This is a genomic window from Caulobacter sp. AP07, from assembly GCF_000281955.1.
GTDB lineage: Bacteria > Pseudomonadota > Alphaproteobacteria > Caulobacterales > Caulobacteraceae > Caulobacter.
In genome coordinates this window covers 1-24233 of sequence record NZ_AKKF01000123.1, presented here as the reverse complement: position 1 = coordinate 24233, position 24233 = coordinate 1, and the positions used below count along the sequence as shown (strand labels likewise).

Genomic DNA, 24233 nt, shown 5'->3' with positions numbered 1-24233 from the left:
AGACTACTTTCCGCCGAGCGTCGAGCGGATCATCCAGGCGTGCTTCTCGTGAGCCGCCAGGCGCTGGGTGTAGAGATCGGCGGTGGCCTCGTCGCCCGCCTCGTCGGCCGCCCCGAAGGCGGCGCGCAGGGTGGCGATCACGGTCTCGTTGTCGGTCAGCAGTTCCTTGAACATGCCTTCCCAGTCCTGCTCGGCGTCGCCGTCCTTGATGCTCGAGAGGTTGCCGAAGGCGCCATAGCCCTGCGGGGCCAGTTCGCCCAGGGCGCGGATGCGCTCGGCGATGGCGTCCAGCGCCGTCCACTCCTCGGTATACTGGCCTTCGAGCAGCACGTGCAGCGCCTGGAAGTTGGGGCCGCGCACGTTCCAGTGGTAGCCGTGGGTCTTCAGATACAGCGCGTAGCTGTCGGCCAGAACCTTGTTCAGGCCGGCGACGATGTCGGCGCGCTGTTTGGCGGTGAAGCCGGTGTTCAGGTTCGCGGCCATCGTCATCTCCCGTGTTGCGTGTCCTAGGTAAGCGTGTCCATGCTCATGGCAAGACGTATGTGCGCGTGGACCATGATGAAGACACAACAACCACTCGCAACAGGTCGCGGGCGCCTTTCGTCCGACGTGCTGAGCGCGTGGCTGGCGCCGAGGGTTCCGCCGCCGGCCTGGAAGGCCGCCCTGGTGACCCTGGCCGCGATCGCCGTGGCGATGGGCCTGCGAATCATCCTGCTGGGCCTGAACGGGGGCATCGGCGTCACCCAGGCCTTCTTCCCCGCGATGATTCTGGTCACGCTCTATGCCGGCTGGCGCTGGGGCTGCGGCCCGATCCTGGCCGGGACGGCCTTCGCCTGGTGGATATGGGGCGGCGGCCGCGGCGAGGCGCTGGACGACGGCGAGGTCGCCACCCTGATGCTGTTCCTGCTGTCCTCGGCCATCACCCTGGGGGTGGTCCAGTGGCTGCGCCTGGCCCTGGTCAACCTGGCCGAGGCCCGCCGCCTGCAGACCGAGGCCGAGGTCCGCCTGCAGGTGACCCAGAGCGCCGCCGGGGTCGGTCCCTGGGAGTGGGACGTCGACAAGAACGAGCTGCAACTGTCGCCCGCCGCGCGCCAGAACCTGGGGATCGCCACCGAGGGGCCGATCGACCTGACGGCCCTGCTGGAGTCGGTCCACCCCGACGACCGCGCCATGCTGACCTCCCGCATCCGCGAGGCGGTCCGGGTGGGTCCGCTCTACGAGGTCGAGTACCGGCTGGCCAAGCACCCGAACGGCGAGCGGTGGATCCACGGCCGGGGCGAGGTGCTGCGCGACCAGCACGGCCGCGCCACCCGCCTGCTCGGCGTCAATTTCGACGTCACCAAGCGCCGCCAGGCCGAAGAGAGCCTGCGCGAGAGCGAGGCGCGCTTCCGGTCCCTGGCCGACAGCGCCCCGGCCCTGATGTGGATCACCGGCGGCGACGGCCTGCGCGTGTTCGTCAACGCCGCCTATGTCGAGTTCGCCGGCGTGACCTATGACGAGGCCCTGGTGCTGGACTGGCGCTCGCGGCTGCACGCCGACGACCTGCCGGCGATCCTCAAGGCCCAGATCTCCGGCGAGGCCTCGCGGCGGCCGTTCAGCCTGGAGGGGCGCTACCGGCGGTCCGACGGCGAGTTCCGCTGGCTGAAATCCTTCTCGCAGCCGCGCTACGCCCCGGGGCAGGTGTTCAACGGCTTCATCGGCATCGCCTTCGACGTCACCGACGCCAAGGAGGCCGAAGCCAAGCTGACCGGCCTCAACGAACTGCTGGCCGACCGCGTGCAGGAGGCGCTGTCCGAGCGCGACGCCGCCCAGGCCGCCCTGACCCAGTCGCAGAAGCTGGAGGCCATCGGCCAGCTGACCGGCGGGGTCGCCCACGACTTCAACAACCTGCTGACGGTGATCATCGGCGCGCTGGACGTGTTGCAGCGCAACCCCGCCGACGACGCGCGGCGCGAGCGGATGCTCAGCGCGGCCCAGTCGGCGGCCCGTCGTGGCGAGAAACTGACCCAGCACCTGCTGGCCTTCGCCCGCCGCCAGCCGCTGCATCCGGAGATCTGCCGGATCGACACGATGATCGCCGAGAGCGAGAGCCTGCTGCGCCGCGCCGTCGGCGAGGGGCTGGAGCTGCGCCTCGAGCTCAAGGCCGGCGACCGCACCACCCTCACCGATTCCGGCCAGTTCGAGGCCGCCCTGCTGAACCTGGTGGTCAACGCCCGCGACGCCACCCCGGCCGGCGGCCGGCTGACCGTGACCTCCGAAGGCGTCGACCTCGTCACGCCGAAGGGCGACCTGCCGCCCGGCCGCTATCTGCGCGTCGCCGTCAGCGACACCGGAGCGGGCATGGACGCCGAGACCCTGGAGCGGGCCTTCGAGCCTTTCTACACCACCAAGCCGGTCGGCAAGGGCACGGGCCTGGGCCTGTCGCAGGTTTACGGCTTCGTGCGCCAGAGCGGCGGCGAGGTGATCATCGACTCCGTGGTCGGCGAGGGCACGACCGTGGCCATGCTGCTGCCGGTGCGCGAGGCCTTCACGCCGATCGAGGTGTTCACCGCCCAGCCGCCCGCCACCCGGGCCACCTCGCACGTGCTGCTGGTCGAGGACGACGTCGAGGTCGGCGACCTGATCGAGGCCATGGTCTGCGAGCTGGGCCACATGGTCAGCCGGGCGGCGACCGCCGACCAGGCCCTGGACATCACCCGCGCCGACCCGACCCTGGGCCTGGTGATCACCGACGTGATGATGCCCGGCGGCAAGAGCGGCGTCGACCTGGCCGTGATCCTGGCCCAGGAGCGGCCGGAACTGCCGATCCTGCTCAGCTCCGGCTATACCGGCCAGGAACTGGTCCGGGCCCACGAAACGCCCTGGCCCCTGCTGCGCAAGCCCTACGCCCTCGACGCCCTGGCCCAGGCCATGGCCGACGCCTGGGACCGACGGCCGACGACCCAGGCCGCGAATTGATCGCATGACAGCCCGCGGCAAGCCCCCCCGCAAGCCCAGGGTCCTGGCTTTCGACGTGTTCGGCACGGTCGTCGATTGGCGATCGAGCATCGCCCGAGACTCAGCGACCTTCCTCGATCGGATCGGCCGTCGGGACATTGATCCGGCCGCCTTCGCCGACGCCTGGCGCTTTCGCTATATCGACGTGATGGCCGCCTTCGCCGCGTCTGGCCGTGGTTTCGTGACGCTCGACGTCTTGCACCGCGAGATGCTCGACGAGGCGCTGCGCGCCGAAAACATCGATCCCTCGACGCTCGACGACGCGCTGCTCGACGACTGGAACCACGCGTGGAGCCGGCTCGCGCCCTGGCCGGATTCGGTGGCGGGACTGACCCGGCTGAAGGCCGGCTTTCCGATCGTTACGCTCACCAACGGCAATATCTCGCTGATGCTCGCAATGGCGCGTCAGGCCGGCCTGCCGTGGGACGCGCTGCTCGGCGCCGAGGTCACGCGCGCCTACAAGCCCGATCCGCGCGCCTATCTGGGCACGGCGGAAGTGCTGGCGATCGCGCCGGAGGAGCTGTGTCTGGTCGCCGCGCACCACAGCGACCTCGCCGCCGCGCGCGCCTGCGGCCTTTCGACGGCCTATGTCGATCGGCCCGACGAATATGGCGGACGCCCGGCCCCCGACGCCGACGCCGCGCAGGCGTGGGATTGGACGGCGGACAGCTTGACCGAACTGGCCACGCTGTTGGGCTGCTGAGCGACGGATCGCCTAGGTCTTCGACGTCTCGCCCAGGTTTCCCTCGATCCAGGAGCGCGTCTCATCGAGGATCTCGTCGGATAGCGCCGGATCGTCGATCGCCCGGGCCAGGACGACCGCGCCCACCATGGCCGCCCAGGCGCCGACGGCCTGGCGGCGGGAGGCGGCCGCGCCCGGTTCGGCGATCGCCTTGGCCATGCGATCGATCTGGGACCTGAAGCCTTCGGTCATGGCCAGCCGCGCGGCGGGGGTCTCACGGCGGATGTCCGCGACCAGCGCGGCCGTCGGGCAACCTTCTCCGACACTGTCGCGATGCTGGGACGACAGGTAGGCGTTCAGATAGGCCCCAAGGTCGCCCTGACCGTCGTCCTGGGCGGTGAAGATGTGCCCGATGGCCTGGGCGATGAGATCGTCCTTGGATTCGAAATGGCCATAGAATCCCCCGTGGGTGAGGCCCGCGGCCTTCATCACCTCGGCCACGCTGACCGCCTCGAAACCCTTCTCCCGAAACAGCCGGCTGGCGGAGTCAAGGATCCGGAGGCGGTTGGCCTGCATCTGGTCTCGACTGACCCTCATCCCAGAATTCTCCGTTTGCCTGCTTGACACATACATGACGGCCATCATATTTGGCAACAATCATGATGACTATCATGAATACGGGCGACAGGCAGGAGAACACCCTCATGAAGGCCTTCATCCTCGATCGGTATGAGAAGAAGGGCGCGCTGCGCCTCGGCGACATGCCGCAGCCGAAGCTGGGGGATGACGAGGTCCTGGTCGAAGTCCACGCGGCCGGCCTCAATCTCCTGGATTCGAAGATCCGCGACGGCGAGTTCAAGCCGATCCTGCCCTATCGCCCGCCGTTCATCCTGGGGCATGACGTGGCCGGCACGGTGGTTCGCGTCGGTCCGAGCGTTCGCGACTTCAAGCCGGGCGACGAGATCTATGCCCGGCCGCGCGACGGCCGGATCGGGACTTTCGCCGAATTCATCGCCATCAGCGAAGCCGACGTGGCGCTCAAGCCCAAGGGCCTCAGCATGGAGGAAGCCGCCTCCATCCCCCTGGTCGGACTGACGGCCTGGCAGGTGCTGGTCGAGCGCGCCAAGCTCCAGAAGGGGCAGAAGGTGCTGATCCACGCCGGCTCCGGCGGGGTCGGCGCCTTCGCCATCCAGCTGGCCAAGCATCTGGGCGCGACGGTCGCCACCACGACGAGCACCGCCAACATCGACCTGGTCAAAAGCCTCGGGGCCGATGTCGTGGTCGACTACAAGACACAGGATTTCGCGACGGTCCTGTCCGGCTACGACGTCGTCCTCAACAGCCTGGACGGCGATACGCTCCAGAAATCCCTCGAGGTGCTGAAGCCCGGCGGCAAGCTGATCTCGATCTCGGGCCCGCCGGATCCCGATTTCGCCAGGGAGCAGGGCCTGAACTGGGTCTTGCGGCAGGTCCTGGGCCAGCTGAGCTCGGGCATCCGGAAGAAGGCCAGGAGCCGCCAGGTCGCCTACTCGTTCCTGTTCATGCGGGCGAACGGTCGGCAACTGAGCCAGATCACCGCGCTGATCGAAGCCGGGATCATTCGCCCCGTGGTGGATCGGATCTTCCCCTTCAAAGCCACCAACCAAGCCCTGGCCTACGTCGAAACGGGACGGGCGAAGGGCAAGGTCGTCGTCAAACTGAAATGAGGTCGCGCCCGGATCACCAGTCCGCCCGCGAATATCCGAGGAAACGATCGTGAACTCACCCCTTCCGCCGCAAACCCGTCAGACGACGACGTGGAAAGACGCGTCGACCCGGACCGTCGATGTCGCGGGGACGACGCTGGTTTACCGGCGCCTTGGGCCCGCGACCGGCGTCCCGCTGATCCTGCTCAACCATTGGGGCGCGGTCCTGGACAACTTCGATCCGCGCATCGTCGACGGCCTGGCGGCGACGAGACCCGTGATCGCCGTGAACTATCGCGGCGTCGGCGCCTCGGGCGGCGAAGCGCCGCTGACGGTGGCGGAGATGGCCCGGGACGTGATCGCCCTGATCCGCGCGCTGGGCCTCCAGCCGGTCGATCTGCTCGGCTTCTCCCTGGGCGGGTTCGTGGCGCAGGACATCGTGCTCAAGGCGCCCGAGCTGATCCGCAAGCTCATCCTGACCGGCACGGGCCCGGCCGGCGGCGCAGGCATCGAGAACGTCGGGCGGGTGTCCTGGCCCCTCATCGCCAAGGCCATGCTGACCTTCCGGGATCCGAAATTCTATCTGTTCTTCACCTCGACCGCGAACGGCCGTCGCGCCGCGAAGGTCTTTCTGGCGCGGCTGAAGGAGCGCGAGGCGGATCGCGACAAGCCGGTCACGATAGCCGCGTTTCGCCGGCAACTGAAAGCGATCGAGGCCTGGGGAAAGCAGGCGCCGCAGGATCTGGGCGCGATCCGCAACCCTGTCCTGGTCGCCAATGGCGATCATGACATCATGGTCCCCAGTCGCAACTCGGTCGACCTGGCGCAGCGCCTGCCGAACGCCGAACTCGTCCTCTACGACGACGCCGGACACGGCGGCATTTTCCAGCACCACGAGGCCTTCGTGCACAAGGCGCTGGCGTTCCTGGACGCGTGACGTCCAACGACGACGGTCACCGGGTTCTCCGCATTCGTCGACGTTATCGACCCCGCCTAGCGGCCGCCCATTGAATTTTCCGCCAGCGCTTTGCAATCGGCGTCGGAGGGTCTATATGTCTTTCATCCCTTTTGCTCAATTTCAGCAAAAGGGGCGACGCCGGAGCGGAGTTCCTTTCGAGGCCACCCTCGCTCCCGGCGTTTTTTGAGGCCCTGGAAATGCTCAGTTTGAGCATAAGAGAGGATCACATGGCTGACGGTTTCGCGCCCCTGACCTTCACGCCCGACGTCGAGGCCCAGACCGCCGCGATGTGGGACAAGGTCAAACACCATGTCACGCCCATGGAATGGCGTCTGCACGCGCCACTGATCGCCGAGATCAACCGGCTGAAGCGCGAGAAGAACGCCGTCATCCTGGCCCACAACTACATGACGCCGGAGATCTTCCACGGGGTCGGCGACTATGTCGGCGACAGCCTGGGCCTGGCCCGCGAGGCCGCCAGGAGCGACGCCGCCGTGATCATCCAGGCCGGCGTCCACTTCATGGCCGAGACCAGCAAGGTGCTGGCCCCCGACAAGCGGGTGCTGATCCCCGACCTGCTGGCCGGCTGCAGCCTGGCCTCCTCGATCACCGGCGCCGACGTGCGGCTGATCAAGCAGCGCTATCCGGGCGTGCCGGTGGTCACCTATGTCAACACCACCGCCGACGTGAAGGCCGAGACCGACATCTGCTGCACCAGCGCCAACGCCGTGCAGGTGGTGGAGTGGGCGGCCCGCGAATGGGGCGTCGACAAGGTCATCCTGATCCCCGACGAATACCTGGCCCGCAACGTCGCCCGCCAGACGGACGTCAGGATCATCGCCTGGGCCGGCCGCTGCGAGGTGCACGAGCGCTTCACGGCCGGCGACATCGCCGACATGCGCGCCGCCTATCCCGGCGCCGAGATCCTGGCCCACCCCGAGTGCCCGGCCGAGATCTTGGAAGCCGCCGACTTCGCCGGCTCGACGGCGGCGATGAACGACTATGTGGCGCTGCGGAAACCCCGGCAGGTGGTGCTGATCACCGAGTGCTCGATGGCCTCCAACGTCCAGGCGGAGTCGCCCGGCACCCAGTTCATCGGCCCCTGCAACCTGTGCCCGCACATGAAGCGGATCAGCCTGCAGAACATCCACGACGCCCTGGTCCACGACCGCTACGAGGTGACGGTCGATCCGGCTATCGCCGCCCGCGCCCGCCTGGCCGTGCAACGGATGATCGACCTGCCGCCGCCGGCCGTCCCGGCGCGGTACGACCTGGTCAAGGCCCGGCACCACGTGGATGTCGAACTGATCTAGCCGCCTGCCCGCCTCGCCTTTCTCCGATGGAGCGCCGCCCGCGCCCCATCCCCGACCCTTTCCCGCTTCAGGAAAGGGAGTGGAGTGTGAAATGACCGACCGCATCACCTTCGACGGCCCCGTGATCCTCGGCGCCGGCCTCGCCGGCCTGACCGCCGCCCTCGCTTGCGCCCCGCGCCGGGCGCTGGTGCTGTCGCCGACCCCGCTGGCCACCGGCTGCTCCAGCGCCTGGGCCCAGGGCGGCATGGCGGCGGCCCTGTCGGAGGAGGACGCGCCGGCCCTGCACGCCGCCGACACCATGGCGGCCGGGGCCGGGCTCTGCGATCCCGAGGCGGTCGCCCTGCTGACCACCGAAGGCCCCGCCGCCGTCCGCGCCCTCGCCGCCCTGGGCGCGCCGTTCGACCGCCAGACCAACGGCGACTTCGTGCTCAGCCTCGAGGCCGCCCACGCCAAGGCCCGGGTCGCCCGGGTCGGCGGCGACGGGGCCGGGGCGGCGATCATGGCCGCGGTCATCGCCGCCGTCCGCGCCGCGCCCTCCATCGAGGTCCGCGAGAACGCCCGCGCCCGCCGTCTCCTCCAGGACGCGACCGGCCGCGTGGTCGGCGTGCTGGCGGAGATCGACGGCAAGCTGGTCGAGATCCGCTGCGCCAGCGTGATCCTGGCCACCGGCGGGGTGGGCGGCCTCTACGCCGTCACCACGACGCCGGCCGAGGTGCGAGGCGAGGGCCTGGGCCTGGCCGCCCTGGCCGGGGCGGTGATCGCCGACCCCGAGTTCGTGCAGTTCCACCCCACGGCCATCGACATCGGCCGCGACCCCGCCCCCCTGGCCACCGAGGCCCTGCGCGGCGAGGGGGCGATCCTGCGCGACAAGGACGGCCGCGCCTTCATGGCCGACTACCACCCGGCCCGGGAACTGGCTCCGCGCGACGTGGTGGCCCGCGCCATCCACGCCGAACGGGCGGCCGGTCGCGGCGCGTTCCTCGACGCCACGACGGCGGTCGGCGCGCATTTCCCGCACGAGTTCCCGGCCGTGTTCGCCGCCTGCATGAGCGCCGGGATCGACCCCCGCGTCCAGCCGATCCCGGTGACCCCGGCGGTGCACTACCACATGGGCGGCGTGGCCACCGACCTCGACGGCCGCACCAGCCTGCCCGGCCTGCTGGCGGCCGGCGAATGCGCCAGCACGGGCGTGCACGGCGCCAACCGCCTGGCCTCCAACAGCCTGCTGGAGGCGGCGGTGTTCGGGGCCCGGGCCGGCCGGGTGGCGCGCGAGCTGGCCCTTGATGGTGAGCCGCCGCTGGCGGCCGCGCCCGCGCCGGACCTGCCCGATGCGGCCCTCCAAGGCCTGCGCCAGGCGATGAGCCGCGACGCCGGGGTGATCCGCGACGCCGACGGCCTGGCCCGGCTGATCGCGGCGCTCGACGCCCTGGAGACCGTCCACGGCGCGGCGCCGACCCTGGTCGCCGCCGGCCTGATCGCCCGCGCCGCCCTGGCCCGCCAGGAAAGCCGGGGCGGCCATTTCCGCGCCGATTTCCTCGCCACGGCCTTGCCGGAGCGCACTTTCGTCACCCTGGACAACGCCGCCGCCGGCTTGCGCTACGCGGCGGAATAGGGGCACATAACGGGAACGGAGACGTGACCATGACGGCGACGAACCCAGGCTTCGAGGAGCGCGGCGACTTCACGTGGGACTTCGACGCGCCGTGGATCGATGAGCAAGGACGCAGGGACTTCCTGTTCGACTTCGACCAGTTCGAACGGATGGATGAAGCCGGGGTCTTTGAGGGCGTTCCAGGTCGCTTCGAACTGGTCGAGGGGAAGATCATCCAGATGGCGCCGGCCTCAGCGGATCATGGCGAAGTCAGCGTCAATGTTGGCGCCGCCATCAAGAACGCCGCACGAGCGGTCCTGGCGGTTCAAGAGCTCAAGGTGCTTGCGGGCTCCACCTTGCATATCGACCATCACAATGCGCCGCTGCCCGACCTCCTCGTCATCCACGCCGGCGCTTCCAAAAAATTCGCCCAGGCGGCGCAGGCCGTGCTGGTGGTCGAGGTCTCGATCGCGACCCGTCGCTACGATCTCACCGAGAAGAGCCGTCTCTACGCCCAGGCCGGCGTGCCGGAATACTGGGTGATCGAACCCAAGGCTCGTCGCGTGACCATCTTCCGCGCACCGCGCCCGGACGGGACCTGGACCTCGACCGAGGTTTTCGACGGCGATGTCTACGTCTCGCCGCTGTTCTCGCCGGACTTTCACATTCCGCTGTCGGAGCTGTTTTGATCACCCCCCTCCCCGACCTCCTCGTCCGCCCGATCATCGACATGGCCCTGGCCGAGGATCTCGGCCGGGCCGGCGACATCACCGCCCAGGCCTGCATCGACGCTGACGCCCGGCTGTCGGTCGTCTATGCCGCGCGGCAGGACGGCCGCGTCGCCGGCCTGTCCTGCGCCCGCCTGGCCCTGGCCGCCCTGGACCCGACCGCGGCCTTCGAGGTGGTGACGCCGGATGGCGCCGACGCCGCGCCAGGCGCGATCCTGGCCCGCGCCCAGGGCAACGCCCGGGCCGTGCTGGCCGCCGAGCGCACGGGCCTGAACCTGCTGGGCAAGCTGTCGGGCGTCGCCACCTTGACCCGGGCCTATGTCCGCCTGGTGCAGGGCACGGGCGCGACCATCGTCGACACCCGCAAGACCACGCCAGGCCTGCGGGCCTTGGAGAAGTACGCCGTGCGCTGCGGCGGCGGGATCAACCACCGCTTCGGCCTGGACGACGCCATCCTGATCAAGGACAACCACGTCGCCGCCTGCGGCGGGGTCGGCGAAGCCGTCCGCCGGGCCCGCGCCTTCGCCGGCCACCTGGTCAAGGTCGAGGTCGAGGTCGATGGCCTGGACCAGCTGGAAGACGCCCTGCGGCACCGTCCCGACGTGGTCATGCTCGACAATTTCAGCCTCGACGACCTGAAGACCGCCGTCGCCCTGGCCAAGGGCCGGGCGGTGCTGGAAGCCTCCGGCGGCGTCAACCTGACCACCGTGCGCGCCATCGCCGAGACCGGGGTGGACGTCATCAGCGTCGGCGCCCTGACCCACTCGGCCCTGGTGCTGGACATCGGCCTGGACGCGGTGTGAGCCGCCCGAGCGCCCTAAGGTTGTCCGCCGGCGCGAAAACCCCTAGACGCGGAGCGGGGCGTTTGGGGGACTGACCGATGGCGAAGAGCAAGAAGGCCTATGTGGCGCGCGATCCGAGCGCCTTGGGCCGGATGGTCGTGGTCTGGCTCTACCTTCGGATCGCCTCCTCGGCCGTCAGCCTGTTCACCGACCTCTTCCAGTTCCAGGCCCTGTCGCGGTTTCCCGCGGACACGCCGGTCTCGATGACCGAAACCCTGCCGGGCATGGAGACCGCGGACCTGGCCACCGGGCTGAGCAGCCTGCTGCTGCTGGTCACGCTGCTGGTCAGCGGCTTCCTGACGCTGAAGTGGATCTATCGCGTCACCATGAACAGCCAAACCCTGGCCAGCGACCTGAGGGTGTCGCCGCCGTGGTCGATCGGCTGGTTCTTCGTGCCGTTCGCCAACCTCTACAAGCCGTTCCAGGCCATCAGCGACGCCTGGGCGGTCAGCCTCTCGCCGGAGTCCTGGCGGGCCCGGGACACGCCGTCCCTGCTGCGCTGGTGGTGGGGCCTGTGGCTCGTCGCCTCGTTCCTCGACAACGCCAGCTTCCGCCTGCAACTGCGCACCCACCAGGTCAGCGACGCGATGATCTCGGCGGGCCTCGACGCCGTGAGCGACGCGCTCTGGATCCCGCTCTGCCTCGTGTTGATCCGGGTCGTCCGACGGCTCGGCGCCCAGCAGGCCGAGATGCTGCGCACCACGGCCTTCAGCTAAGGCGAGACAGCGGTTTCTTAACCGTCCCCGGGGCACAGGTTGGCGGTCCAGCGGTTCGCCGGGCGGCCGGAGCGTTCAGGGTTGCAGCCCAGTCAGCACATCAATCTCGACAAGGCTCGGGCGCTGATCGTCGACGACAATCACCAGTCGCTCGACCTGCTGGTCGGCGTGCTGACCAGCTTTGGCCTGCGCAACATCGTGCGCAAGGCCAGCGGCCGGGAAGCTCAGGAAGAGCTGCAATACCATCCGGTCGACCTGATCCTGGCCAACGCCCAATTGCCCGAGATGGACGGCTACGACCTGATCCGCTGGCTGCGCCGCGAGGGCGACGAGGCCAGCCGCCAGACGCCGGCCATCATCGTCACCGCCCACACCCGCCGCGCCCACGTCGAAAAGGCCCGCGACTGCGGCGCCAACTTCATCATCACCAAGCCGATCTCGCCCGCGGTGATGCTGGAGCGCATCCTCTGGGTGGCCAGGAGCGACCGGCTGTTCATCGAGTGCGACGCCTATGCCGGCCCGGACCGCCGCTGGCGCAACGCCGGCCCGCCGGTCGAATTCCCCGACGGCCGCCGCCGCGACGATCGGTCCATTGAACTGGGCGACGGCCAGGGCCAGGACATGAGCCAGGACGAGCTGGACATGCTGATCAAACCGCAAAGATCGCTGATATGAGCCAAGTCAAGAAAAGCCGCATGCGGCCCCGCCTCGGCCAGCTGATGGCCCAGAAGAGCGGCGGCATGTACGTGGCCGAGGCCCTGAAGCGCGCCGACGCCACCCTGGAGACCTTGCGCGAACCGTCGCTGACCGGGATCGACGGCTACATCGCCGCGCTCGACGCCCTGCTGGCCTCCGACGCCGGGGACCACGCCAGGATCGAAGGCCTGTACGCCCGCGCCGCCGACATCGTCAGCCTGTGCGGCGCCGAGCGCAACGCGGCCGTCCAGGTCGCCGCCCGCTCGCTGTGCGACCTGCTGGACGGGGCTGGCGGCCTGACGCCCTCGGTCCTGGCCGGGGTCAAGGTGCACGTCGCCTCGATCAAGCTGCTGCACCGCGCCGACGCCGACCCCGCCATGCACGACGTCATCCTGCAAGGCCTGGCCAGCGTGCTCGAGAAGCAGCTGGGCGAGGGCGAACACCCGCCGATCTAGGGCGCGACAATTTTGAACCGCCCCCATTCGTCATCCCCCGACTTGTTCGGGGGATGACGAATGGGGTTTGACGCCTTGTCCGCGCCGCTTGGGTCCCCCGCATAAAGCGGGGGATGACGAAGTTTGAGTTGAAGACGCGCCCCAGCGCCTGGGTCAGCGAACTGTCCGAACCCCCTACGCCACCGACGATATCGGCGCGTTGTCGGGGAAGGTCGACCAGTCGTGCATCGGCAGGTGCAGGGACGGCAGGGAGGCGCTGCCGACCGGGGCCTCGAGCAGGTCGGTCACGGCCGCGCCGGTCAGGAACGGCGCCTCCTGGTCGATGCAGTGGTTCAGCTCGCGCCGGGTGCGCACGTCCGCCAGGCCCTGCCAGACGTGCTTGCGGCGATAGGCCGGACCTTCGCGCATGAACCGGGTCACCGCCGCCAGCCTGGCCTTCTCGCTGACCCGGGGCAGGATCAGGGTCACGCTGCTGGCCAGGTCGACGGGCAGGTCGTCGATCTGGAAGGCCGGATCGCTGACCCGCAGGTCCAGGCGGCCGAAGAACGGGTCGAGGAAGCGCTTGACCTGCGACAGGGCCGAGAACGACGGCGCGCGCGGCGTGTCGTAGACGGCGGCGGCCAGGCGTCCGCGCAGGGCGCGCGGCAGGGCCTCCAGATGCGGCAGCAGCGCGGCGCGGGCGCTGGGCTTGACCATGGTCGAGAAGCTGATCGGCAGGAACATCACCCCCGCCTCCAGGCCGGCCAGGGCCGTCTTGGCCCCCAGCAGCGTGGGGATGTCGTCTTCCTGGCGGTCGGCGTCGGCGCGGAGCGGCGTCAGGCCGAAGACGTCGGGCGCGCCGTCCTGGCGCCAGACCGCGACGCTGCCGATGAACACCTCGCGGGCGGTGTGATAGACGCCGCGATAGCCGACCCTGGCGGCGACGGGGGCCCGTTCGATGGGGGCCAGCTGCTCCATCGGCGGCGCGCCGCACACCGGCCCGCCGGGCGGCACGACCGAACTGACCTCGGTGGGGGTGATGCGGCAGACCCGGCCGACCAGCGAACCGTCGTCCTCGCCGTTCAGCAGGGCCTTGAGCTGGGCGCCATGGATGCCGGCGAAGCGCATGACGTCGGTCTGGTCGCCCTCGAACATCAGCAGGGCGATGTCGCCCACGCCCTTGTCGCCGAACAGCTTGAACTGCAGGTCGCGGGCCAGGGCCTGCAGCTCGCGGGCGTCCAGCTGGGTGGCGCGCGGGTCGGCCAGCACGAAGGAGAACGGCGCGACCAGGCCGTAGCGACGCGGCCACAGCCAGGTGGTTTCCAGGTAAGCGCCCGCCACCTTGCCGACCAGGGTCGCCATGGTGTCGTTGTCGGCGAACCGCAGTTCGTCGCCCACAAAGACCTTGAGGCATGCAATCGCTGTCATGCCGCCACTATCGCGCGGGCAAGGTTGACAAAATAGGGCGCCATGCCGCGGCTGACTGACGCAGCCTTAGGTGGTTTGAATTGGCCCTATGCCACCTTCAGCGGTAGCTGCGCCGCTGGCGCCGCACCGATCGGGCCGGCCATCATGTCGGTGATCCCCGGCCCGGAGACGTAGCGCAGGCCGGCGGCGCGGCAGGCTTCCAGCTCCTTGGCGTCGCGCACCCCCGCGACCCCTTGTCGAACCCCCTTGGCGCGGCAGGCGCCCTGGCTCGACGCGAACCGGGCGATGGCCTCGATGCGCAGGCGCGGCTCGTCGTCCGGCAGCGACAGGGTGATGCTGGTGGCCAGCTCGCCCGGCAGGGTGGCGACCGGGAAATTCGGCTCGGTGATGTTGAGGTCGATGAAGGCGAAGGTCGGCTGCAGGAAGGCGCGGATCTGGCTGAGCAGGCCCAGCGACGGCTCGCGCGGGGTGTCGTAGATCGTCGCGCCCAGCCGGCCGTGCAGGGCCATGGGGTAGCGTGACAGGCGGCGCTTATAGGCCTCCTGCGAGGCGGGGTTGGTCAGGTTCCAGAAGCTGAACGGCACGAACAGCATCCCCGCGTCGCCGGCCTTCGCGAAGGCGGCCTGGGCGTCGTTCAGGCAGTTGAGGTCGCGGGTCAGCAGGGCGGCGTCGTCGGTGGGCCGCGCGGTCTCCAGGTCGGCGCGCAGACCGATGGCGGCCCCGACGAAGGATTCCGACGGCGGATGATAGAGACCCCACCAGCCCGTGGCGGGCGGCGGCGGCGGCTTGACCACCGGCGGAGCAGCGGCCGGGGGCTTGGCGGCGGTCTTGGCCGGAGCGGCTTGGACGGGCGCGGTCTTGGCCGGCGCGACTGGGGCGGCCTGGACCGGCGCGGCGTCCTTGGCGACGACCGGAGCCGGCGCGGCCGGCGCGGCGGGAGCGGCCTCGACCGGAGCGCTGGGGACGGCGCGGATCTCGTCGGCGGTGATCACCTGGACGTGGCCGGGCGGGCCGTCATAGCCCCGGCCGGCGATCAGCCCGGCCAGCTGCGCCTGCGACAGGCTGGCGAACTGCAGCACGGCGCTCTCGTCGCCCTCGAAGGTCATCAGGCACACCTGGCCGGCGGCCTTTCCGGGAAACAGCGTGGCCTCCAGCTCGACCGCCAGGGCCTGCATCTCGACCGGATCCAGCCGCTCGGCGCGGTTGTCGGCCAGCACGAAGGCCAGGGGCGCGACCGCCCCATAGCGACGCGGCGCCTTCCAGCGATGCTTAAGGTACAGGTCGGCGGCGGCCTCCACCTGGGAGGCCAGGATGTTCCGACCAGGCTCGGGAGGGATCCCGGCGACCAGAATTCTCAAGCAGGCGATAGCGGTCATGGAGCCGAAACCTACAGGCGAAGGCTTGGCGAAGTCTTTACGGGAAAGGAAAAAACGCGATCTTTACCTCGAAGATCGGCGGTCTTCAGAAGTCGCGACGACGGAGCGCGGATCAGCGGCGCAAGCCGATGTCGAGCTGGTGGAACAGCGCGCCCAACCGGCCCCGGCTGGGCGCGCGCCCTGGCATCCGTCGCACGACGTTTCGAACCGCGGGCGGCGCCTGCTCGACCGCCCAGCGAACTTCCGCTTCGCCGACGCCGGCCTCGTCGGCCGCCCCCAGCGCGGTCGCGTGCGCGCCATAGGCCGCCGGACCAAGGATGTGATTCACCTGGTGTGGGGTCGCGATCGGATGGGTGTAGGCCGAGGCGGCGGCCGCGGACGCCGCGCGCGCGGCGGCCGCCGCGGCCGGATCACCGACCTCCCGCGCGGCCGCGTGCGCCGCCCAGGCGACCTTGCGCAGATAGGCGGTCCGCGTTCCGCTGTGCGCGAAGGCGCGGATCGCCGCGATCGCTTCGCGCGCCCGGGTGTCGTCTGGAGCCTTCGCCTCGAAGACCGGCAGGACGCGCTCGGCGCAGTCGGCCGCCCACAGCGCGATCTGGCGCAGGTCTTCGGTGTTCAGCAAGGGCGAGCCGGGTTGGTGATCCATCGTCTGCACCTCTCGCGCGGAGGGGACGGCGCGTCCCCTAGACGAAGGTCTCCATCAGGCGGAAATCCAGCCGCTGCTTGACGCCCGGCCAGTCGGCGTCGGTGATCGAGAACACGGCGGTGTCGCGCACATGGCCGGTCCAGGTGATCTTGTGGTTGCGCAGCACGCCGTCCTTGTCGGCGCCCAGCTTCTCGACCGCCGCCTGGCTGCGGGCGTTGCGGACGTCGACCATGAACTCCACCCGGATGGCGCCGGCGTTGAAGGCGTGGCCCAGCAGCAGGAGCTTGGACTCCGGGTTGATCGGGCCCGAGCGGGCGTCGGGGTGCAGGAAGGTCGAGCCGACCTCCAGGCCCTTGTGCAGCTTGCGGATGTTCAGATAGCTCGACGTGCCGACCACCTTGCCGTCGCTCAGCCGGCGAATGGCGAAGCCGATGCGCTCGCCGCGCTCGGTCTCGCCCTTCAGCGCGCCCCACCAGTCGGCGAAACCCTCGCCGCAGCCGTTGGTCGACATGATCTCCCAGCTCTCGGGGTCGCAGTCGATCGCCCCCTTCAGCTCGTCGCGAAGTTCTGCGGTAATCGGTTCCAGCCGCACATAGCGGCCTTCGAGGGGGCGAATCTGGATGTTCATGAGCCGCAGAATGGCCTCTCCGGACGGTTCGACGCAAGGCGCTCAAGTCGGCAAGGGCCGGGGGTGCGAATGGGGACACACACTCACCCCAACGCCTTGACCGGGCGGACACCGGCCTTGCCGTGAGTGTGCGTCCCCGTCTCGGCCGGGAAAGAGCCCGCGACGCTGCACCGCAACATAATCCTTGCAATGACAACGTTGTCATGTATGGTGGCGAACATCGGAGGCGCTCGACGCCGCCCTATTTTCACAGACGGATTTCCCATGTTCAGCCTCATCGTCCTGACGATCTCGGCCATCAAGGCCTCGCGCGCCGCCGCCTAAGGTCAGAAGCGACCGGATCGCCGCCCTTTCGGGGAGCGGCTTCGAGAAAGCCCGCGAACCTGGTTCGCGGGCTTTTCTCATTTTGCACCGCAGCACGAGAACCTCGTCTCGACGCGCGACGACTGCTGACAGAAACTGACACATCGGCGCCGCAAGTTCCGGGCGGTCGCGGCCGCGCGCGCGGCCTAAGGACGGTCCGACGATTGATCGGATCGCAACGGGGAGCAGGAACCATGAGATCAAATCCGCGACAGGCCGGCCGTGGCGCCTGGCTCACGGCGCTTCTGGCCGCGCTGATCGGCGGCGTCGCCCTTCCCGCCCATGCCTCCGACGCGACGCCCGGCCGGCAAGCCCTGGACGAGGCCTGGTGGACCGGGCCGCTGCTGGCCTCGGGCGCCTCGACCCTGCCCAAGGGCCACATGCTGATCGAGCCCTATCTCTACGACGCCAAGCCGTATGGCGTGCTCGACGACAAGGGCAAGCGCCACCCCGCGCCGGACGCCGACACCTTCGGCTCGCAGACCTATCTCCTGTATGGCGTCACCGACACCTTCACCGCCGGCCTGATCCCTCGCTTCGGCTATCGCCGGGCCGGCGGCCGGTCGAGCTCGGGCGTCCAGGTCGGCGACCTGACCGTCCAGGGCCAGTACCGGCTGACCCAGTACAAGCCGGGCGGCCGCACGCCGACCATCTCCGTGCTTCTGCAGGAAACCCTGCCCATCGGCCGCCACGACCAGCTCGACGGCCGCGCCAACGACGGGTTCGGCGGCGGCGCCTACGCCACCACGCTGGGGCTCAACTCCCAGACCTATTTCTGGACGCCGAACGGCCGGATCCTGCGCACGCGCCTGAACCTGGCCTATACGCGGTCCGGCCACGCCAAGGTCCGCGACACCAGCGTCTACGGCACCCCGACGGGCTTCTCGGGACGGGCCGAGCCGGGCGATTCCTTCAACATCGACCTGGCCTTCGAATACAGCATCACCCAAAAGTGGGTGGCGGCCATGGACATCGGCTACCAGCGCGACGCCTCGACCCGCGTCTCCGGCGTCGACGGGGCCGGCGCCGCCTTCGAGCGGCGCTCGCCGGTCAGCGAGGCGCTGATCCTGGCCCCGGCCGTCGAGTACAACATCAGCCCCGCCCTCGGCGTGATCGCCGGCGCCCGGATCATCCCGGCCGGCCGCAACACCACCGCCTCGGTGACCCCGGTGATCGCGGTCAACTACGTGCTGTAGAGCGACGGGCGCGGATGGGGACACACACTCACCCCACGACCTTCGCCAGACCCGCGCGGGCCTTGCCGTGAGTGTGTGTCCCTGTTTCGTCCCGCGCCTTTGCCGGAACGAGCTCGTCCCGTAGTAGAGAGCGTTCCCCCAGCGACCGAGCGCCCGCGATGACCGACGCCCCGCAGCCCGACAAGTCGCCCTTCGCCGAGTTCGGTGCCCTGGCGCCGCTGTTCGACGGGACGCGCTATCTCGCCTTCCTCAATCTCAGCCATCAGCCGGAGGACAGCGTCGCCGCCTTGAAGGCGATCGTCGAGGCCGCGGCGCTCAGCCTGGAAGCGGACATCACGGCCTCGCTTTCGCCCGTCCACGGCTGGCGGTCGCAGGTCGTCGGGGCCAGCGCGGCGATCGTCGCCGCCGCCCCGTCGGAGCCGACGATCCAGGCCCTGTGGGCGGCGCTGGACGAACCCAGCTGGGCGTCCCCGCAACTGGCCGTGGCCGCGTTCCTGCTCGACCCCGATTTCGCCTCCCGGGCCCGGCGACGGATCGAGGCCCTGTGCAGGGTCGATCCGGTCCAGTGGCGACACCAGCATCCCGACACCACGATGCGTGGCGGCCCCGACGCCAAGCAGTTGGCGGCGATGATCGCGCTTTGCCGCCAGCACGGCGGCCTGGCGTGGCTGGACGACCTCGTCGCCCGCCCCGAAACGCAGGCGGTGCTGGCCGCCGATCGCGACGGGGGCGGCGACATCGCGACCGCCTGGCTGGCCAAGGCCAGGCATTGGTTGTCGCCGGCCGCCTGACCCCATCGGCTCGTCCCAGGGCCAGGCCCCTCCAACCCCGCTTGCCGTCCGCGTCACTTCGGTGTTAGAACGCTTTCAAACAAGTGTTTGACAGCGACATAACGGGATCGGGAACGCCATGGATTTCGAAATCTCCGCCACGCAGCGCAGCTTCCTCGACCGCGTCACCGCGTTCATGGAAGAGCACATCGTCCCGGCCGTCCCGCGCTACGACGCCGAGATGAACGTGCTCGGGGCCGAGCGCTGGAAGGTGGTCCAGGTGGTCGAGGAGCTGAAGGCCAAGGCCAAGGCCGCCGGCCTGTGGAACTTCTTCATGCCGCCGCACAGCGGCCAGACCCACGTCGACGACAGCTTCCAGTTCGAAGGCGTCCAGCTGACCAACCTGGAATACAGCCTGATCGCCGAACAGCTGGGCAAGATCGGCTTCGCCTCGGAAGTCTTCAACTGCTCGGCGCCCGACACCGGCAACATGGAAGTGCTGATGCGCTACGGCACGCTGGAGCAGAAGGAGCGCTGGCTGCGCCCGCTGATGAACGGCGAGATCCGCAGCGCCTTCCTGATGACCGAGCCGGCGGTGGCCAGCTCGGACGCCACCAACATCGAGACCCGCATCGAGCGCGACGGCGACCACTATGTGATCAACGGCCGCAAGTGGTGGAGCTCGGGCGTCGGCGACCCGCGCTGCAAGGTCGCCATCGTCATGGGCAAGACCGACCCCAACAACGCCAGCCGCCACGCCCAGCAGAGCCAGGTCCTGGTGCCGATGGACGCCCCCGGCATCGAGATCGTCCGTATGCTGCCGGTGTTCGGCTATGACGACGCCCCGCACGGCCACGCCGAGGTCATCCTCAAGGACGTGCGCGTGCCGATCGAGGACGCCCTGCTGCTGGGCGAGGGCCGCGGCTTCGAGATCGCCCAGGGCCGCCTGGGCCCCGGCCGCATCCACCACTGCATGCGCACCATCGGCACCGCCGAGGTGGCGCTGGAAAAGATGTGCAAGCGCCTGATGAGCCGCAAGGCGTTCGGCAAGTACATCTCCGACCACTCGGTGTGGGAAGAGCGCGTCGCCGAGGCCCGCATCAACATCGAGATGTGCCGCCTGCTGTGCCTGAAGGCCGCCGACATGATGGACAAGGCCGGCAACAAGTCCGCGCGCCTGGAGATCGCGATGATCAAGGTCGCGGCCCCGCGCCTGGCCCTGAAGATCATCGACGACGCCATCCAGGCCCACGGCGGCGGCGGCGTCACCACCGACTTCGGCCTGGCCAAGGCCTATGCCGGCATCCGCACCCTGCGCCTGGCCGACGGCCCGGACGAAGTGCACGAGCGCACCATCGCCCGCATGGAATACGGCAAGTACGGCGACTTGGCCTACCAGCAGAAGGTCGAGCGTGAAGCCGCGCGGGAAGTGGCGGGCATTCGCTAGGACGCCATCACCGTTGAACGACGAGGGCCTCCCGGTGCGAACCGGGAGGCTTTTTCGTTCTCACCTATGCGGTTGTCATCCCGGGCGAAGCGCAGCCAAGACCCGGGACCGGGGCGTGAACACCTGCGCTTCCGGCGGTCCCGGACCTGCGCGCTACGCGCTTGTCCGGGATGACAAATCCAACGCATCCCCATTTCAACCGTCATCCCGGGCACAAGGCCCGGGATGACGGTTGTTATAGTGTTAGGTGGAGGATCAGTTCCCCGGAACCGGCGACATCGCCGCCACCTCGGCCCCCGTCCCGCCGACCGGGATGAACAGCCCCGGCGCCCGGCGCGGCGCGGCGGTCATCATCGGAGGCGCCGCCGGGACCCGCGCCCCGCCCGCAGCTTCGGTGACGCACTGGGCGGTGTCGATCAGCGCGTGCTGGCCCAGGCAGAACACGTCCTCATAGTGCGGGCCGGCCACGGCCAGGCACTGGTAGAGGTTCAGCTTGGCCATCTTCATGCAGAAGCCGCTCTTCTTCTCGTGCATGACGGCGTCGAGCCGGGCGACGTCGTCGTCCCCGGCCGCGCCCAGCACCGCCAGGGCGGCCAGGGCCGCGGCCCGCACGGTGACCGGGGTGAAGGCCGCCCCGCCCTCGGCGCCGGTTCCGGTGTCGTCACGCGGCGCGGTCGCCGCCTGGATCAATCGGCCGCCGTCCTCGTCGCCGGGGACGAACAGCGCCGCCGACATCGCCTTGATCCGCGCCAGGCGGCCGGCGCCGTCGGCGATCGGGGCCTTGGACCAGTCCTGGTGCTGGACGTCGTAGGCCGACTGCTTGACGGCGCGGCCGGCGACGCCCAGCGGCGTGGCCCGCCGGAGCAGGGCGGCCTGGGCCCGGCTGACGGCGGCCCCGACGCCGTCGATCTCGATGACGCTTTCCGGGTTCTCGGTCAGGCGCGCGATCAGCGCCTCCGGCGGCGTGTCGCGCGCCGCCCGCCGCACGCCGTCGATGAAGGCGGTCTCCTGCAAGGCGGCGATGGCCCCGTAGGCGACCATGCCGGCGTCCATCTGGTCGGCCTGGTAGGCCGCGCCGGTGGCCAGGGCCTGCGCGACGCCGTCGCCGTTCCTGAACGCCGCCGAGATCGTCCCCGCCCCGCGGGTATAGGTCTCGAAGGCGCTGGCGGCGGCGACCACGTCGCGGGCCAGGCTGACGCCGGGCGCGCTTCGCTCCTGCCGCGCCGTCGCGAAACCAGAGACGGCGGTGACGGCGACCAGCGCGCTCGCCGCCCAGAGAACCGGATACTTCATGACCATGCCCCAAACCCCAACCCGAGGCCTATTGGGCGACCATCTCGGTTGACCGGTTTCTAATGTTCATGCCGAATCCGGCGTTAAGGTTCGTGTATTGGACCGTTTTCGATGCGAATCTTGTCGCACCCAATCTTGACCATTGGCCATGATTTCGGATCGACACCATCGTGATCACAAAGTACCGAGCACTCGACAGCTTCACCGTGACGCGAATACTTTACCTTCAAGGTTGCAATTCCGCGCCCGTCATTCTCGGACCTGTTCCGGGGATGGCGAGTGGTGACGTCCGAAAACCGCGAGACGCCGCTGCGGCGGGGGCTATGATCGCCGCATGGATCTCGACCCCGACGCCTGCTACCGCGCCATTCAGACCCGCGACGCCCGCTTCGACGGCCGGCTGTTCGTGGCGGTCCGGACGACCGGCATCTACTGCCGCCCGGTCTGCCCGGCCCGCACGCCGTTGCGCCAGAACGTCACCTTCCACGCCACCGCCGCCTCGGCCCAGGAAGCGGGCTACCGCGCCTGCCTGCGTTGCCGGCCCGAGACCTCGCCGCAGCTGGGGGCCTGGAACGGGGCGTCCAACACCGTGTCGCGGGCCCTGGCCCTGATCGAGGCCGGCGCCCTGGACGCCAACCAGGACGGGGGCGACGTCGAGAGCCTGGCCGAGCGCGTGGGCGTCGGCGGGCGACAGCTGCGGCGGCTGTTCCTGCAGCACCTGGGCGCCACGCCGGTCGGGGTGGCCCAGACCCGGCGGGTGCTGCTGGCCAAGCAGCTGATCCACGAGACCGACCTGCCGATGGGCGAGGTGGCCCTGGCCGCCGGCTTCGGCAGCGTGCGGCGCTTCAACGAGACCTTCCAGCAGCTCTACGACCGGCCGCCCGCCGCGCTTCGCCGCCGCAAGGCGATCAGCGCGCCAGCCAACGACGCCATCGTCCTGACCCTGCGCTACCGCCCCCCCTACGACTGGGACGGCATGCTGGCTTTCCTGGCGATGCGGGCCATCCCCGGCGTCGAGGTGGTGCGGGACGGCGTCTACCGCCGGGCCATCGCCCTGGACGGCGCGGCCGGGACCATCGCCGTGCGGCCGATCGGCGACGACCGGCTGAGCGTGGCGGTGCGCTTCCCCAGGCCCTCGGCCCTGCCGCGCATCCTGGCCCGGGTGCGCGGGGTGTTCGACCTGTCGGCCGACCCGGTGGGCATCGGCGAGGTGCTGTCGCGTGACCCCGACCTGGCCGCGATGGTCGCCGCCCGGCCTGGCCTGCGGGTGCCGGGCGCCTGGGACGGCTTCGAGCTGGCGGTGCGGGCGATCCTGGGCCAGCAGATCACCGTGGTGGCGGCCCGCAAGCTGGCCGGCGACCTGGTGGCCGTCCACGGCGAGCCCCTGGCCGCGCCTTGGGCGGAACCTGGCCTGACCCACACCTTCCCCGCGGCCGCCCGGCTGGCCGACGCCGACCTGACCGGCATGAAGATGCCCGGGGCCCGCATCCGCTGCCTGTCGGCCATGGCCCGGGCGATCGCCGACGACCCCAACCTGCTCAGCCCCAACGCCGGCCTGGACGACATGGTCAAGCGGCTGCGCGCCCTGCCGGGCGTCGGCGAATGGACAGCCCAGTACATCGCCATGCGCCAGCTGCGCGAGCCCGACGCCTTCCCGGCCGCCGACGTCGCCCTGATGCGGGCCCTGACCGACGCCGACGGCGTGCGGCCGACCGCCGAACAGCTGCTGGCCCGCGCCGAGGCCTGGCGGCCGTGGCGGGCCTACGCCGCCCTGCACCTCTGGGCTTCGCTGGCCGACGAAGGGGCGCCGCCGGTTCGGAGGACGGCGCGTGCGGCCTGAGCGCCTGAGGCTGGATCGCCTGGCTACGCCGATCGGCGAGATCGACGTGGTCACCGACGCCGAGGGGCGGCTGCGGGTGCTGGAGTTCCATGACGAGCCCCAGCGCCTGGCCCGGGCCCTGCGCCTGCACCATCGCGACCAGGCGGTGGAGACCGGCATGGCGCCGGCGGCGGTGCGCGAGGGGCTGGCGGCCTATTTCACCGGCCAGCTGGGCGCGCTGAAGACCATCCCCTGGACGATCGGCGGCACGGTCTTCCAGCGCGAGGTTTGGAACGCCCTGGTCGACATCCCCGCCGGCGAGACGACGACCTATGCCCGCCTCGCCGCGCGCATTGGCCGACCGAACGCGATACGGGCCATGGGCGCGGCCAACGGCGCCAACCCGATCGCCATCGTCGTGCCCTGCCACCGGGTGATCGGCGCCGACGGATCGCTGACCGGCTACGGCGGCGGGATCGCGCGCAAGCGCTGGCTGCTGGCGCATGAGGGGGTGAGTTCCTGACCCCTGTTCCTTCTCCCCTTGCGGGAGAAGGTGGCGCGAAGCGCCGGATGAGGGGTCGCGCGGATCTGACCGCGCCTCGCGGCTGAACCGACCATCGACCCC

23 protein-coding genes are annotated in these 24233 nt (G+C 70.1%); 16 read left to right on the top strand and 7 right to left on the bottom strand.

Annotation, left to right across the window (positions count from 1 at the left end; genetic code table 11):
* Positions 1 to 3: 3 nt before the first annotated feature.
* Complete coding sequence (locus PMI01_RS07505) at positions 4 to 483, bottom strand: Dps family protein (RefSeq protein ID WP_007666333.1); 480 nt, start codon at positions 481 to 483, stop codon at positions 4 to 6.
* Positions 484 to 609: 126 nt separating this feature from the next.
* On the opposite strand from PMI01_RS07505, the gene PMI01_RS07500 reads away from it, so the two are divergent.
* Together PMI01_RS07500 and PMI01_RS07495 are read left to right on the top strand one after the other, a co-directional pair.
* Complete coding sequence (locus PMI01_RS07500; protein WP_238537019.1) at positions 610 to 2958, top strand: hybrid sensor histidine kinase/response regulator; 2349 nt, start codon at positions 610 to 612, stop codon at positions 2956 to 2958.
* 4 nt (positions 2959 to 2962) lie between these two features.
* The gene (locus tag PMI01_RS07495; protein WP_007666330.1) at positions 2963 to 3700 is read left to right on the top strand and encodes a haloacid dehalogenase type II; all 738 of its coding nucleotides are present in this window, start codon (positions 2963 to 2965) and stop codon (positions 3698 to 3700) included.
* A 12-nt stretch (positions 3701 to 3712) separates the two neighbouring features.
* Here PMI01_RS07495 and PMI01_RS07490 read toward each other — a convergent pair whose 3' ends face one another.
* On the bottom strand, positions 3713 to 4276 hold the full coding sequence (locus PMI01_RS07490) for a TetR/AcrR family transcriptional regulator (RefSeq protein WP_007666328.1): 564 nt from the start codon (positions 4274 to 4276) through the stop codon (positions 3713 to 3715).
* 107 nt (positions 4277 to 4383) lie between these two features.
* Between PMI01_RS07490 and PMI01_RS07485 the strand changes: the two genes are divergently transcribed.
* The 9 genes from PMI01_RS07485 (at position 4384) to PMI01_RS07445 (ending at position 12663) form a co-directional block, all read left to right on the top strand.
* A complete protein-coding gene (locus tag PMI01_RS07485) occupies positions 4384 to 5385 on the top strand; it encodes an NADP-dependent oxidoreductase (RefSeq protein WP_007666325.1) in 1002 nt (333 codons plus the stop codon).
* 49 nt (positions 5386 to 5434) lie between these two features.
* Positions 5435 to 6301 carry an alpha/beta fold hydrolase gene (locus tag PMI01_RS07480; protein ID WP_007666324.1) on the top strand — a complete coding sequence of 289 codons (867 nt, stop codon included), beginning with the start codon at positions 5435 to 5437 and terminating at the stop codon, positions 6299 to 6301.
* Between the two features lie 248 nt (positions 6302 to 6549).
* Positions 6550 to 7635, top strand: coding sequence for a quinolinate synthase NadA (gene nadA / locus PMI01_RS07475; RefSeq protein WP_007666323.1), 1086 nt, complete (start codon positions 6550 to 6552; stop codon positions 7633 to 7635).
* A gap of 91 nt (positions 7636 to 7726) precedes the next feature.
* Entirely contained in the window at positions 7727 to 9247 is a 1521-nt protein-coding gene (locus PMI01_RS07470; RefSeq protein WP_007666322.1) for an L-aspartate oxidase, read from the top strand.
* A 29-nt stretch (positions 9248 to 9276) separates the two neighbouring features.
* The gene (locus tag PMI01_RS07465) at positions 9277 to 9915 is read left to right on the top strand and encodes a Uma2 family endonuclease (RefSeq protein WP_007666320.1); all 639 of its coding nucleotides are present in this window, start codon (positions 9277 to 9279) and stop codon (positions 9913 to 9915) included.
* A 41-nt stretch (positions 9916 to 9956) separates the two neighbouring features.
* A complete protein-coding gene (gene nadC, locus PMI01_RS07460) occupies positions 9957 to 10757 on the top strand; it encodes a carboxylating nicotinate-nucleotide diphosphorylase (RefSeq protein WP_051989927.1) in 801 nt (266 codons plus the stop codon).
* A gap of 77 nt (positions 10758 to 10834) precedes the next feature.
* Positions 10835 to 11512 (top strand): DUF4328 domain-containing protein, encoded by a 678-nt coding sequence (locus tag PMI01_RS07455; RefSeq protein ID WP_007666309.1) that lies wholly within the window; start codon positions 10835 to 10837, stop codon positions 11510 to 11512.
* Between the two features lie 81 nt (positions 11513 to 11593).
* Positions 11594 to 12187, top strand: a complete 594-nt coding sequence (locus PMI01_RS07450; protein ID WP_007666308.1) for a response regulator — start codon at positions 11594 to 11596, stop codon at positions 12185 to 12187.
* Between the two features lie 20 nt (positions 12188 to 12207).
* Positions 12208 to 12663, top strand: coding sequence for a hypothetical protein (locus tag PMI01_RS07445; protein WP_238537018.1), 456 nt, complete (start codon positions 12208 to 12210; stop codon positions 12661 to 12663).
* Positions 12664 to 12837: 174 nt separating this feature from the next.
* Here PMI01_RS07445 and PMI01_RS07440 read toward each other — a convergent pair whose 3' ends face one another.
* From PMI01_RS07440 to PMI01_RS07425, 4 genes are all read right to left on the bottom strand, one after another.
* On the bottom strand, positions 12838 to 14070 hold the full coding sequence (locus tag PMI01_RS07440; protein ID WP_007666306.1) for a hypothetical protein: 1233 nt from the start codon (positions 14068 to 14070) through the stop codon (positions 12838 to 12840).
* Positions 14071 to 14156: 86 nt separating this feature from the next.
* Positions 14157 to 15446: a hypothetical protein gene (locus PMI01_RS07435; protein WP_007666305.1), complete on the bottom strand. Its 1290-nt coding sequence runs from the start codon at positions 15444 to 15446 to the stop codon at positions 14157 to 14159.
* 112 nt (positions 15447 to 15558) lie between these two features.
* On the bottom strand, positions 15559 to 16068 hold the full coding sequence (locus tag PMI01_RS07430) for a putative immunity protein (RefSeq protein WP_202948071.1): 510 nt from the start codon (positions 16066 to 16068) through the stop codon (positions 15559 to 15561).
* Positions 16069 to 16129: 61 nt separating this feature from the next.
* Positions 16130 to 16720: a GNAT family N-acetyltransferase gene (locus PMI01_RS07425; protein WP_007666302.1), complete on the bottom strand. Its 591-nt coding sequence runs from the start codon at positions 16718 to 16720 to the stop codon at positions 16130 to 16132.
* A gap of 557 nt (positions 16721 to 17277) precedes the next feature.
* Here PMI01_RS07425 and PMI01_RS07420 point away from each other — a divergent pair.
* The 3 genes from PMI01_RS07420 to PMI01_RS07410 all read left to right on the top strand — a co-directional run bounded on the left by PMI01_RS07420 (position 17278) and on the right by PMI01_RS07410 (position 20496).
* Entirely contained in the window at positions 17278 to 18279 is a 1002-nt protein-coding gene (locus PMI01_RS07420; RefSeq protein ID WP_007666299.1) for a transporter, read from the top strand.
* Between the two features lie 158 nt (positions 18280 to 18437).
* Positions 18438 to 19070, top strand: a complete 633-nt coding sequence (locus PMI01_RS07415) for a hypothetical protein (protein WP_007666297.1) — start codon at positions 18438 to 18440, stop codon at positions 19068 to 19070.
* 118 nt (positions 19071 to 19188) lie between these two features.
* Positions 19189 to 20496, top strand: a complete 1308-nt coding sequence (locus PMI01_RS07410; RefSeq protein ID WP_007666295.1) for an acyl-CoA dehydrogenase family protein — start codon at positions 19189 to 19191, stop codon at positions 20494 to 20496.
* A 255-nt stretch (positions 20497 to 20751) separates the two neighbouring features.
* On the opposite strand, the gene PMI01_RS07405 is transcribed toward PMI01_RS07410, so the two are convergent.
* On the bottom strand, positions 20752 to 21789 hold the full coding sequence (locus PMI01_RS07405) for a hypothetical protein (RefSeq protein ID WP_157223707.1): 1038 nt from the start codon (positions 21787 to 21789) through the stop codon (positions 20752 to 20754).
* 334 nt (positions 21790 to 22123) lie between these two features.
* On the opposite strand from PMI01_RS07405, the gene PMI01_RS07400 reads away from it, so the two are divergent.
* Both PMI01_RS07400 and PMI01_RS07395 read left to right on the top strand, forming a co-directional pair.
* The gene (locus PMI01_RS07400; RefSeq protein WP_007666291.1) at positions 22124 to 23629 is read left to right on the top strand and encodes an AlkA N-terminal domain-containing protein; all 1506 of its coding nucleotides are present in this window, start codon (positions 22124 to 22126) and stop codon (positions 23627 to 23629) included.
* Positions 23619 to 24131 carry a methylated-DNA--[protein]-cysteine S-methyltransferase gene (locus PMI01_RS07395; RefSeq protein ID WP_007666290.1) on the top strand — a complete coding sequence of 171 codons (513 nt, stop codon included), beginning with the start codon at positions 23619 to 23621 and terminating at the stop codon, positions 24129 to 24131. The genes PMI01_RS07400 and PMI01_RS07395 overlap by 11 nt, the downstream gene beginning before the upstream one ends.
* The last annotated feature ends 102 nt before the right edge of the window (positions 24132 to 24233 follow it).